The sequence below is a fragment of the Mesorhizobium sp. M0772 genome (genome assembly GCF_040320135.1).
GTDB lineage: Bacteria > Pseudomonadota > Alphaproteobacteria > Rhizobiales > Rhizobiaceae > Mesorhizobium.
Genome location: NZ_JAMYPB010000052.1, coordinates 29,431 through 41,083 on the forward strand (window position 1 = coordinate 29,431; position 11,653 = coordinate 41,083).

At 61.8% G+C, this 11,653-nt stretch carries 12 protein-coding genes; all 12 read right to left on the reverse strand.

Going from position 1 to position 11,653, the window contains the following annotated elements:
* Positions 1–38: 38 nt before the first annotated feature.
* Complete coding sequence (locus tag NKI06_RS25970; RefSeq protein WP_023670977.1) at positions 39–326, reverse strand: DUF2160 domain-containing protein; 288 nt, start codon at positions 324–326, stop codon at positions 39–41.
* Positions 327–393: 67 nt separating this feature from the next.
* Complete coding sequence (locus NKI06_RS25975; RefSeq protein WP_502900619.1) at positions 394–1,308, reverse strand: carbohydrate ABC transporter permease; 915 nt, start codon at positions 1,306–1,308, stop codon at positions 394–396.
* 1 nt (position 1,309) lies between these two features.
* On the reverse strand, positions 1,310–2,176 hold the full coding sequence (locus NKI06_RS25980) for a carbohydrate ABC transporter permease (RefSeq protein WP_023670975.1): 867 nt from the start codon (positions 2,174–2,176) through the stop codon (positions 1,310–1,312).
* Positions 2,177–3,268 (reverse strand): ABC transporter ATP-binding protein, encoded by a 1,092-nt coding sequence (locus NKI06_RS25985; RefSeq protein ID WP_023693408.1) that lies wholly within the window; start codon positions 3,266–3,268, stop codon positions 2,177–2,179.
* A gap of 10 nt (positions 3,269–3,278) precedes the next feature.
* Positions 3,279–4,358, reverse strand: a complete 1,080-nt coding sequence (locus NKI06_RS25990; protein WP_023670973.1) for an ABC transporter ATP-binding protein — start codon at positions 4,356–4,358, stop codon at positions 3,279–3,281.
* A 38-nt stretch (positions 4,359–4,396) separates the two neighbouring features.
* Positions 4,397–5,917 (reverse strand): glycerol-3-phosphate dehydrogenase, encoded by a 1,521-nt coding sequence (gene glpD / locus NKI06_RS25995; RefSeq protein WP_023712375.1) that lies wholly within the window; start codon positions 5,915–5,917, stop codon positions 4,397–4,399.
* A 117-nt stretch (positions 5,918–6,034) separates the two neighbouring features.
* Complete coding sequence (locus NKI06_RS26000) at positions 6,035–6,802, reverse strand: DeoR/GlpR family DNA-binding transcription regulator (protein ID WP_023670971.1); 768 nt, start codon at positions 6,800–6,802, stop codon at positions 6,035–6,037.
* A 115-nt stretch (positions 6,803–6,917) separates the two neighbouring features.
* Positions 6,918–7,364 carry a hypothetical protein gene (locus tag NKI06_RS26005; protein WP_023754895.1) on the reverse strand — a complete coding sequence of 149 codons (447 nt, stop codon included), beginning with the start codon at positions 7,362–7,364 and terminating at the stop codon, positions 6,918–6,920.
* A gap of 14 nt (positions 7,365–7,378) precedes the next feature.
* Positions 7,379–8,794: a pyridoxal phosphate-dependent decarboxylase family protein gene (locus tag NKI06_RS26010; RefSeq protein ID WP_023684647.1), complete on the reverse strand. Its 1,416-nt coding sequence runs from the start codon at positions 8,792–8,794 to the stop codon at positions 7,379–7,381.
* 89 nt (positions 8,795–8,883) lie between these two features.
* Positions 8,884–9,615 carry a proteasome-type protease gene (locus tag NKI06_RS26015; protein ID WP_352987587.1) on the reverse strand — a complete coding sequence of 244 codons (732 nt, stop codon included), beginning with the start codon at positions 9,613–9,615 and terminating at the stop codon, positions 8,884–8,886.
* Positions 9,616–9,647: 32 nt separating this feature from the next.
* On the reverse strand, positions 9,648–10,442 hold the full coding sequence (locus NKI06_RS26020; protein ID WP_023670966.1) for a transglutaminase family protein: 795 nt from the start codon (positions 10,440–10,442) through the stop codon (positions 9,648–9,650).
* Positions 10,443–10,527: 85 nt separating this feature from the next.
* A complete protein-coding gene (locus NKI06_RS26025) occupies positions 10,528–11,469 on the reverse strand; it encodes an alpha-E domain-containing protein (RefSeq protein ID WP_023693403.1) in 942 nt (313 codons plus the stop codon).
* Between the last annotated feature and the right edge of the window lie 184 nt (positions 11,470–11,653).

Consider the following 11,653-nt stretch of genomic DNA (forward strand, 5'->3'; position numbering starts at 1 on the left):
CGGCCGCCGGCACGCGGTCGATCCAACAGTTTCCCCCTCTATACGTAGCGGAACACGCCGACGGCGTAGACCACGGAGAGAGCGAGAGCCCACCACAGGTTGGATCCGACAAGACCCAGCCAAGCGAGATGGATAAAGGCGCTGCCAAGCAGCGACAGAAAAAGACGGTCGCCGCGCGTCGTCTCGAAGCGCAGGATGCCGACGCGCGGATTGCCGCCCGGCGAGGCAAATTCCCAAAACGCCATGCCGCACAGCAGCAGAAGAATGGTGCCGAAGAACGCCGCCGTCGGCCACGTCCACGCCATCCAGGTGAGGTCGAGATTCATGGTGACACCCTCCCCAGGGCAAAGCCCTTGGCGGTGGTGGTGAGGATGAACCCGTGCTTTTGTTTCATCACACCCTCCCCAGGGCGAAGCCCTTGGCGATGTAGTTGCGGACAAACCAGATGACGAGCGCGCCGGGGATCAGCGTCAGCACGCCGGCGGCGGCGAGCAGGCCCCAATCCATGCCGGCGGCCGAAACGGTGCGGGTCATGGTGGCGGCGATGGGCTTGGCGTCAGTGGTGGTCAGCGTGCGGGCGATCAAAAGTTCGACCCATGAGAACATGAAGCAGAAGAAGCAGGCGACACCGATGCCACTGGCGATCAGCGGCATGAATATCCTGACGAAGAAGCGCGGGAAGGAGTAGCCGTCGATATAGGCTGTTTCGTCGATCTCTTTGGGCACGCCCGACATGAAGCCTTCGAGGATCCACACCGCCAGCGGCACGTTGAACAGGCAGTGCGCCAGAGCCACCGCGATGTGGGTGTCGATCAGGCCGAAGGCCGAATAGAGCTGGAAGAACGGCAGCGCGAACACTGCCGGCGGCGCCATGCGGTTGGTCAGCAGCCAGAAGAACAGATGCTTGTCGCCGAGGAAGCGGTAGCGCGAAAAGGCGTAGGCCGCCGGCAGCGCTGCGGCCACCGAGATCACCATGTTCATCACCACATAGGTGATCGAATTGATGTAGCCCGAATACCAGGAGGCGTCGGTAACGATGGTGACGTAGTTGGCGATCGTAGGCTGATGCGGATAGAGCGTCAGCGAGGAGACGATCTCGGCATTGGTCTTGAAGCTCATGTTGATGAGCCAGTAGATCGGCAGCAGAAGCACGATGATGTAGATCGTCGGCACGATCCACCACCAGCGCGATTCCTCGCCGCGCTTGCGCATCAGCCGGGCGACCTGATTCTGCGAAGGCGTGCTCGCCAATTTTCCCGAAGCGGTGGTTTCGCTCACTCTGTCGGCTCTTTCGTTGGCGCCGCTCATCTCAGCGCTCCGCGTCGTAGTTGGTCATCACGGTGTAGAACACCCACGACAACAACAGGATGATCAGGAAGTAGACCAGCGACATGGCGGCCGCCGGACCGAGGTCGAACTGGCCGAGCGCGGTCTTGACGAGGTCGATCGACAGGAAGGTGGTCGAGTTGCCGGGGCCGCCGCCGGTGACGACGAAGGGCTCGGTGTAGATCATGAAGCTATCCATGAAGCGCAACAGCACGGCGATCAAAAGCACACGCTGCATCTTCGGCAGCTGGATATAACGGAACACCGCCCAGCGCGAGGCGCCGTCGATCTTGGCCGCCTGGTAGAAGGCATCCGGGATCGAAACCAGGCCGGCATAGCAGAGCAGCACGACAAGGCTGGTCCAGTGCCAGACGTCCATGATGATGATGGTGACCCAGGCGTCGAACGGATCCTGCACGTAATTGTAGTCGATGCCGAGCGCGTTGACGTAGTAGCCGAGCAGGCCGATGTCGTTGCGGCCGAAGACCTGCCAGATGGTGCCGACGACGTTCCACGGAATGAGCAGCGGCAACGACATAAGCACCAGGCAGACCGGCACGCCCCAACCCTTCTTCGGCATGTTGAGCGCGATGAAGATGCCGAGCGGCACTTCGATGGCCAGGATGATGAAGGAGAAGATCAGGTTGCGCACCATGGCTTCCCAGAAGCGGCTGGACGACAGCAGTTCCTCGAACCACTGGGTGCCTGCCCAGAAGAAGACGTTGTTGCCGAAGGTGTCCTGCACCGAATAGTTGACGACCGTCATCAGCGGAATGACGGCCGAGAACGCCACCAGCACCAGCACCGGCAGCACCAGGAACCAGGCCTTGTTGTTCCAGGTCTTTTCCATCTATGCCCCCATCTCGACACGCCCCATCTCAACCAGCCAGGAATCGGCATAGATGTTGATGCCGGCCGGATCGAAGCGAACCTTTGGGTCGGCCGGCACGCTCTCGTCCTCGCCGATGACGGCAGCGATCTCGCGGCCTTCGAGGCTGGCGCGCACCACCTTGTGGCGGCCGAGATCCTCGACCTTGCTGATTTTAACCGCCATGCCGTCACGGCCGAGCCTGACATATTCGGGGCGGATGCCGAGTTCGATGGCGCCGGAGCTCCCAGCGGCGGTCTTTGGCGCGCCGGGCAGCTCGATGCGTTGGCTGCCAATGGTCGCGGTCTTGCCGTCGATCGCCACCGGCATGACGTTCATGCCGGGCGAGCCGATGAAGTAACCAACGAATGTGTGGCGCGGGCGCTCGAACAATTCAGCCGGCGTGCCGATCTGGACGATGCCGCCATCATACATGACGACGACCTGGTCGGCGAAGGTCAGCGCCTCGGTCTGGTCATGGGTGACATAGACCATGGTGTAGCCGAAGCGGCGGTGCAGTTGCTTCAACTGCGAGCGCAGCACCCACTTCATGTGCGGATCGATAACCGTCAGCGGTTCGTCGAACAGGATGGCATTGACATCCGAGCGCACCAGGCCGCGGCCGAGCGAGATCTTCTGCTTCTGGTCGGCGGTCAGGCCCCTCGCCTTCTTCTTCGCCCACGACGCTAGGTCGATCATCTCCAGCGTCTCGCGCACCTTGCGGTCGACATCGGCCTCCGGCACGCCGCGGTTGCGCAGCGGGAAGGCAAGATTGTCGTAAACGGTCATGGTGTCGTAGATGACCGGGAACTGGAACACCTGCGCGATGTTGCGCTCCTGCGTCGACAGATTGGTGACGTCCTTGCCGTTGAACAGCAACTCACCGTGCGAGGGGTGCAAAAGTCCCGAAATGATGTTGAGCAGCGTGGTCTTGCCGCAACCCGAAGGCCCAAGCAGCGCGTAGGCGCCGCCATCCTCGAATGTGTGGTGCACTTCCCGCAGCGCAAAATCGGCATCCTTCTGCGGACTGGGCAGGTAGGAGTGCCTGACATGGTTGACGTCGATGCGCGCCATCTCTTCCCCCTCAGGCCGCAAGCTTCGGCGCGGCGACGGCGCTGCCGTTGCTGTCGAAGACCATGATGTGGCGCGGATCGATAAACACCTCGATCTCGGCGTCGGGCTCGAAATCTCTAATGCCGTGGGTCAGCATGACCCAGCGCGCATCGGCAAAATCGAGATGGATGAAGCTTTCCGAGCCGGTGATCTCGGTGATCGTCACCTTGGCGCGCACAGGCACCGCGGCAGCGTTGGGCCGCTCGAGCGACAGATGATGCGGCTGGAAGCCGATCGTGTAGTTGGCGTCGGAAATGCCGGCGAGTTCGGCCGGTACCGGCAGCTTGACGCCGCCCTCGAGAAGGAAATCGGGACCTTTCTTGGCCAGCACGATGGTGTTGAGCGGCGGATCGGCAAAGGTTTTCGCCGTCACCAGGTCGATCGGCTTGCGGAAGACGTCGATGGTCGGCCCGAATTGGGTGATCCGCCCCTCGGACAGCGTCGCCGTATTGCCGCCGAGCAGCAAGGCTTCATGCGGCTCGGTCGTGGCGTAGACGAAAATAGTGCCGGCGGCGGCAAATATCTTGGGCAGTTCGGCGCGCAGCTCCTCGCGCAATTTGTAGTCGAGGTTGGCGAGCGGCTCGTCGAGCAGCACCAGGCTGGCATTCTTGACGATGGCGCGGGCCAGCGCCGTACGCTGCTGCTGGCCGCCGGACAGGCTGAGCGGCGTGCGGTCGAGATAGGGTGTGAGCTTCAAAAGCCCTGCCGCGTTGCGGACTTCCTTGTCGATCTTGGCCTGGTCGTTGCCGGCGACGCGCAACGGCGAGGCGATGTTCTCGTAGACGGTCATCGCGGGGTAGTTGATGAACTGCTGATAGACCATGGCGATCTTGCGCTGCTGCACCGGCATGCCGGTGACATTCTGGCCGTCGAACCAGACTGAACCGGTGGTCGGCACGTCGAGCCCGGCCATCAGCCGCATCAGACTGGTCTTGCCCGACAGTGTCGGCCCGAGCAAAACGTTGAGCGAGCCGTGCTGAAGCGTCAGCGACACGTCGCGGATATGCTCCACCGCGCCGACCATCTTCGTCACGTTTCTCAGTTCCAGCATGATGCCTCCTCCCAGGCTTTGTGCATCAATCGCCTTCCCTATTCCGCTGCCGCGACATGGCGCCGGCTGATGCCGCGCATGAATTCGTCAAGCGCCGAGGCCTGTTCGCGGCTGAGATGCAGACCCCGCTTGGTGCGACGCCACAATACATCTTCGGCGGTCAGCGCCCATTCGTTTTCGCTGAGGTAGCGTACCTCGGCCTCATAGAGATCGGCGCCGAAATTGCGGCCGAGATCGGCGTTCGACTTGGCAAGGCCGAGCAGCACTTGCGCGCGCGTGCCGTAAAGCCTGGTCAACCGACGCGCCAGGCGCTGGTCGAGGAAAGGATAGGCGCTCTTCAGCTTCGCCACCTGGACGTCGAAACCGGTGGCCGGGAAATCGCCGCCCGGCAAGGGCGCGTTCGCCGTCCACGGCTTGCCGCGCTTGCCGAGAAAACCTTCGACCTTTTCCAGCATCGATTCCGACAACCGGCGGTAGGTGGTGATCTTGCCGCCGAAAGCGTTGACGATCGGCGCCTTGCCCCCGCCGCCATCGGCTTTCAGCACATAGTCGCGGGTCGCTTCCTGCGCCTTCGAAGCGCCGTCGTCATAGAGCGGGCGCACGGCAGAATAGGTCCAGACGATATCGGGACGCGTCACGGCTTCAGCAAAATATTCGCTCGCCGCCGCGCAGAGATAGTCGATCTCGGTGTCGCTGATCTTCACGTCATGCGGATCGCCGGGATAGTCGCGATCGGTGGTGCCGATCAGCGTAAATTCTTCCTCGTAAGGGATGGCGAAGATGATGCGCCCGTCCTTGTTCTGGAAGAAGTAGGCGCGCGGATCATCGAACTTCTTTTTGATGACGATATGACTGCCCTGCACCAGGCGCACATTGTGCACGTCGTTCTGGCCCACAGTGGTCGACAGGACGTGGTCGACCCACGGACCGGCGGCATTGACCAGCAGCCGGGCCTTGACCTCCTCTGCCTCTCCCGTCTGCACGTCTTCCACGCGGATCGCCCACAGATCGCCTTCGCGCCGCGCCCCGACGACTTTCGTGCGGGTGCGGATGGTGGCGCCGCGGTCGGCGGCGTCACGCGCGTTCAATGCCACCAGCCGGGCATCGTTGACCCAGCCGTCCGAGTACTCGAAAGCCTTGTGAAACAGCGGCTTCAGCGGCTTGCCAGCCGGATCCTTGGACATGTCCAGTGTCCGGGTCGCCGGCAGCAATTTGCGGCCACCAATATGATCGTAGAGGAACAGGCCGAGCCGGATCAGCCAGGCCGGGCGCAGGCCCTTGGCGTAGGGCAGCACGAAGCGCATCGGCCAGATGATGTGCGGCGCGTTCTTCCACAGAACCTCGCGCTCCATCAGCGCCTCGCGCACCAGCCGGAACTCGTAGAATTCGAGGTAGCGCAGACCGCCGTGGATCAGCTTGGTCGAGCCGGAGGAGGTTCCGCTGGCAAGATCGTTCATCTCGGCCAGAAATACCGAAAAGCCCCGCCCAACGGCGTCGCGGGCGATGCCGCAGCCATTGATGCCGCCACCGATGACGAAGATGTCACGGACTGCGTCCACAAAGCCCTCCCGCGATTTCGCATTGCAGCATTTTAAGGTTTTTACGAAACCGTAGCGGGATTATTTCGAAATAAGAACGAATGTCAAACGAAATGTAACGGGACCGTGATCGATAGCTTAGCCGAGCGACGTTTCGATCAATTGAACCTCCGCTTCCTCGCAGATCTTGCGCACCGACGGGATGTCGCAACGGTCGGTGATGAAGGTGTTGACTTGCGAGAGATGGCCGATGCGAACCGGCGCGGTGCGTTCGAACTTGGTCTGGTCGGACACCAGGATGACATGCCTGGCATTGGCGATGATGGCTTGGGCCACTTTCACTTCGCGAAAGTCGAAATCGAGCAACGCGCCGTCGTGGTCGATGGCCGAGGCGCCGATCACCGCATAGTCGACCTTGAACTGCCTGATGAAATCGACCGCGGCCTCGCCGACAACGCCGCCGTCGGAGCCACGCACGACGCCGCCGGCGATTACCACCTCGATCGAAGGATAGATGCGCATCCTGTTGGCAACATTGATATTATTGGTGATGACCATCAGCCCGGTATGGTCGAGCAGCGCCTTGCTGACCGACTCGGTCGTGGTGCCGATGTTGATGAACAGGGAGGCGTTGTCGGGTATCAGCCTGGCCGCCGCGCGGCCGATGGCCTCCTTCTCGTCGGCGGCAATCTTGCGGCGCGCCTCATACTCCATGTTCTCGATGCCGGACGGGAACAGGGCCCCGCCATGGATGCGCGTCAGCAGCCGCTGGTCGCAGAGATCGTTGAGGTCCTTGCGGATGGTCTGTGGCGTCACGTTGAAATGCGTGGCGAGGTCATCGACCAGCACACGGCCATGGTCCTTCGCCATCTGGATGATTTCGGCATGGCGCGGCGACAAATACACTGAGAACCTCCCGTTTTCGTTTTTCTTGTTTGTAGCTGAAAACGAAAGCGATGAAAAGGGAGACGCCGGCTAATGAAATATCGATGATTGCAAAGGCGAACCGGGCAGATACGGCTCAGACCCGCTCCGCCACCTTGCGGGTGACAGCCGCGACTTTACCTGGCGAGCGGATCATCAGGAAATTGCCGGACCAGTATCCCGGGATTCGCCAAGTGCCTTTGATCTCGGTTGCATCACCGTTGATGATGCCGCTGTAGTGAATCGGGTGCGCCTTCAATTGGGCCTTGTCGTATGTCTTGGTAAAGGAGACGGCGTTGCCCTCTCGCTGCCCCTGCAGGCTTGCGTATCTTGCCGTGCTGGTCGCCGCCGGTTCGTGGGTCATCCCCGTCAAGCTGGTTGCCGTCTCGATCAGCGTTGCAACGAAGGAAACCGGCGGCAGTTCGCGCGGATAGAAATAGCGCCCGCTCCAGACGCCCGTCAGATTCTGGCTAACCCCTTCAGCCCTTCCGGCCATATGCTTGCTCGCAAGTCCTTGCTGGCTTGCCCCGGCGGCGGCAACCACCCGGGCAATCCCTGTCAGTCCTTCGGGGATCTTGCACACTCGCAGATGACAGTGAAGGCGGTATCGACATCGGCCGCGGTTGTCTCGAACTGGCCTGCCTGGAAGCGGATGGCGACCCGCCCATCGACACGCGTCTGCGTCAGGTAGATACGGCCGTCATTGTTGATGGCGTCGACCAGACGCAGATTGTGCTCGTCGCAGTCAGCGCCGGATGCGGCGCGATGCCGGAACGAGAACAGCGACAGCATCGGCTGGCTGGCGAGCTCGAAATCCTCCTCCTCGGCCAGGCGCGCTGCTATGCCTTCGCTCCAGGCGACGTGATTGCGGATCATGGTGCGCAGCGCCTCGAGGCCATGGGCGCGCAGCAGGAACCACAGCTTCAGCGCCCGGAAGCGACGGCCGAGAGGCACCGACCATTCGGAGTAGTTGATGATGCCGTCATGACCGCGAGTTTTCAGATAGTCCGGCTTGATCGCCAGCGTGCGCACGAGATCCTCCGGCTGACGGACGAACTGGATCGAGCAGTCGAATTGCGCGCCCAGCCATTTGTGCGGGTTGAAGACGATCGAGTCCGCGCCCTCGACACCGGTCCAGAAATGCCGGTATTCCGGACAGATCATCGCCGATCCGGCCCAGGCGGCGTCGATATGCAGATAGAGCCCCTGGCGTTTGGCCACCGCGGCCACTTCAGCGATGTCGTCGGTGCCGCCGGTGCTGGTGCCGCCGACGCACGCGATGATGCCGGCCGGCAATAGGCCGGCCGCGCGGTCGGCAACAATCGCCGCTTCCAAAGCCGCGGTATCCATGGCGCGGTAGGTGCCGGCGACGGGAATGCGGACGAGGTTGTCCTCGCCAATGCCGGCGACCCAGATGGCGCGGTCGATCGAGGTGTGCACCTGGTCGGAGGAATAGACGCGCAGCCTGCCCTGCCCGGAAAGGCCCTTCTTGTTGCCCTGCCAGTCGAGCGTGCGCTCGCGCATGGTCAGCACGGCGGCCAGCGTCGCCGACGACGCCGAATCCTGGATGACGCCGGAAAAGCCCTCGGGCAGGCCGAGCGCCTGGCGCATCCAGTCGACGATGCGTGTCTCAAGCTCTGTCGCCGCCGGCGAGGTCTGCCACAGCATGCACTGCGCGGCCATCGCAGAGACCAGATATTCGGCCACCACCGAGACGGGTGCTGCATTGGCCGGGAAATAAGCAAAGAAACGCGGATGCTGCCAATGCGTCATGCCGGGCACGATCTTGGCTTCGAAATCGGCGAAGATCGTCTCCATCGATTCCGCGGCCTCCGGCGGAGAAGCTTCGATGCTCCTGAAGATCTCGCCCGGCGCTATGGCAGGTCGCACGGGCCGATCGCGAAGGCCGGCGCGGTAATCAGCGCCCCAGTCGGCGGCGCGCGTCGACCAGTCGCGGAATTGCTCGTTGTCCATGGATCCTCCCGACGCGCCGATCAGCCAGCCGTTTGAATTTTTATTAACATGTTAAATAGAGACAGGCAACCGCGACGAAGGTTCCCGCGCTACCCCGGAAAATCCGGCAGGCTGGCAAAGGCCGTCTTCAACGCGTTCGACCAGCCTTCGGAAATAGCACGATAATATCGATCGTCCTGGCCGATGCGCTTTTTCAAACCCACCGTGAACGTGTCCTCCTCCAGGAACAGCAGGTCGAGAGGCAGGCCGACGGACAGGTTCGATTTCAGCGTCGAATCGAACGATACCAGCAAGAGCTTGACCGTTTCAGCCAGGCTCATCGTCCTTTCATAGGCACGGATGATGATCGGCTTGCCGTATTTGGTCTCGCCGATCTGGAAGAACGGCGTGTCGTCGGTCGATTCGATGAAATTGCCCTCGGGATAGATCATGAACAGCCGTGGCAGGCTGCCCTTGATCTGGCCGCCGAGGATGAAGGAGGCGTTGAAATAGGAATCCGCCTTTTCGCCGGCAGGCGACGAGCTGGCGATGACTTCCTTGACGGTGTCGCCGACCAGCCGCACCGTCTGGTACATGGATGGGGTCTCGAGCAGCGTCGCGTGGCGTTCCGCCACTGCCTTGGTGCGCTCGTCGAGCAGGCTGACCACGGCCTGCGTCGTGGCCAGATTGCCGGCCGACATCAGCACGATGACGCGCTCGCCCGGCTCTTCCCAGACATGCATCTTCTTGAAAGTGGAGATCGAATCCATCCCGGCATTGGTGCGCGTGTCCGACATGAACACGAGCCCACGATCGATCTTGAGGCCGACGCAATAAGTCATGGAATCTCTTCAGGCAGCAATCTTGCCGGAGACTACTGCTCTACCGTAACGGTGACTGCAAGCTGTTCCTCCGCCTGTCCCAGTCGAATTCCCGACACCGGCGAGGCGTCGCGATAATCACGGCCGGTGGCTACCCTGACATAGCGTTCATCGGGGGAAATGCCGTTGGCGGCGTCGAAGGCGACCCAGCCGAGACCCTGAACATGGGCTTCGGCCCAGGCATGGCTCGCCGCCTGCTCGATGGCCGCATCCATCATCAGATAGCCACTGACATAGCGGGCCGGAAAACCCATGACGCGGGCTGCGGTGACAAAGATGTGGCTGTGATCCTGGCAAACGCCGGTCTTCAGCGCCAATGCCTCTTCCGCCGGGGTCGTCACGCTGGTGGTGCCCGGCGTGTAGGCGACGCGCTCGACGATCAGCGCCATCAGCCGATGCAGCCTTTCGATGTCGGTACCTTTGCCGACCGCCGCGGCAAGCTCGCTTATGCCCTCGCCGGGGATGGTCAAAGCTGTCTCCTGGCTGAACAGCCACAGCGGCGCAAAGCCGTGATGCGGACCCGAGACGCCCGCTGTGTCGCGCGTGACAACCTCGCCGGAGGCCTCGACGGTGATGAAGTCGCGCTCGCCCTCGACGCTCAACAGCCTGTTATCGTTGCCGAAATGGTCGTTAAAGCGGACTTCCTCGCGCGCGCCCTCGATCTTCAGCGCCCAGGACAGCACGGTCTGCGTCGGGCCACTGACCGGTAACAGGCGCAGCCGCTGCAACAGATAGTGCACCGGCGCGTCGTAGCGGTATTCGGTACGGTGGGTGATCTTGAGCCGCATGCCTATTTTCCGTTTGCAAGCATGATCTTATCCGAAAACCGGGTCTCACTTGTCGCTAGCGCGGTCCTCCGGTTCGCGATCATGCTCAATTGAACCGGTAATCTTGTGCGATCTCTTCGCCAAGCTTGGTGTTGTCTTGAATGAACCTGGCCAGGAATTCGTGCAGGCCGGCGTCGAATATGTCCTTGATCGACCCTGCCTGCAGCATCGCCTGTGTCCTGTCGACGGTGGCGTGGCAGGCATGACGGTCGCCATAATCGTCGCCGAGGAACTTCAGATGCTCGGCGAGAAAACGATAACAGAAGGTCAGCGAGCGCGGCATGCGCACATTGAGGATCAGATAGTCGGCAATGTTGGTCGGTTTGTAGTCGGCCTCATAGACCCAGCGATAGGAACGGTGCGCCGACACCGAGCGCAGGATCGATTCCCACTGGTAGTTGTCGAGGCTCGAGCCGACCCAGGAGATCGACGGCAGCAGCACGTAGTATTTCACGTCGAGGATGCGTGCCGTGTTGTCGGCCCGCTCGACATAGGTGCCGAGCTGCGAGAAGTCGAAGATCTCGTTGCGCAGCATCGTGCCGTAGAACGAGCCGCGGATCAGCGCCGTCTCGCGTTTGATGGCGTCGAGCACACTCGGCAGGTCGCGCTCGTCGATCGGCTTTGCCAGCATGCGCTTCAGGGCCATCCAGGCTTCGTTGATGCTCTCCCAGGTCTCGCGCGTCAGCGCGGTGCGCACCATGCGGGCATTGTTGCGAGCGGTCTCGATCGCCGACATCGTGCTCGATGGGTTCGAGGTGTCGCGCAGCAGGAAGTCGGCGACGTTGGCGGCGGTATAGTCCTTGTATTTCTGCGTGAAGGTGACGTCGGAGCCGGCGCTGAGCAGCACCGAATTCCACTCTTCCGACGCGCTCTGGGTGCGGGTCAGCGCCATGCGAAGGCCGGCATCGACCAGACGCGCCATGTTTTCCGCCCGTTCGATATAGCGGTTCATCCAGTAGAGCCCGTTGGCGGTGCGGCCGAGAAGCATGTGAAGTGGCCCTTCGGGCTAGTGAGTAGGGAATAGTGAGTAGGGATTAGTAAGCATTTGAATCTCTGTGGAATATGGCATTTCTTGTCCCTCTACTGCCTACTGCCTACTGCCTACTGCCTACTGCCTACTGCCTACGGCAGAGTGCCTACTGCGGACTCCGCTCTCGCTGAGTCGCAACGGC

Bases quoted from the DNA above. Each gene is read 5' to 3' on its own strand.
- NKI06_RS25970 (WP_023670977.1), bottom strand. From the start codon at position 326: ATGAATCTCGACCTCACCTGGATGGCGTGGACGTGGCCGACGGCGGCG.
- NKI06_RS25975 (WP_502900619.1), bottom strand. From the start codon at position 1,308: ATGAGCGGCGCCAACGAAAGAGCCGACAGAGTGAGCGAAACCACCGCT.
- NKI06_RS25980 (WP_023670975.1), bottom strand. From the start codon at position 2,176: ATGGAAAAGACCTGGAACAACAAGGCCTGGTTCCTGGTGCTGCCGGTG.
- NKI06_RS25985 (WP_023693408.1), bottom strand. From the start codon at position 3,268: ATGGCGCGCATCGACGTCAACCATGTCAGGCACTCCTACCTGCCCAGT.
- NKI06_RS25990 (WP_023670973.1), bottom strand. From the start codon at position 4,358: ATGCTGGAACTGAGAAACGTGACGAAGATGGTCGGCGCGGTGGAGCAT.
- NKI06_RS26010 (WP_023684647.1), bottom strand. From the start codon at position 8,794: ATGGACAACGAGCAATTCCGCGACTGGTCGACGCGCGCCGCCGACTGG.
- NKI06_RS26015 (WP_352987587.1), bottom strand. From the start codon at position 9,615: ATGACTTATTGCGTCGGCCTCAAGATCGATCGTGGGCTCGTGTTCATG.
- NKI06_RS26020 (WP_023670966.1), bottom strand. From the start codon at position 10,442: ATGCGGCTCAAGATCACCCACCGTACCGAATACCGCTACGACGCGCCG.
- NKI06_RS26025 (WP_023693403.1), bottom strand. From the start codon at position 11,469: ATGCTTCTCGGCCGCACCGCCAACGGGCTCTACTGGATGAACCGCTAT.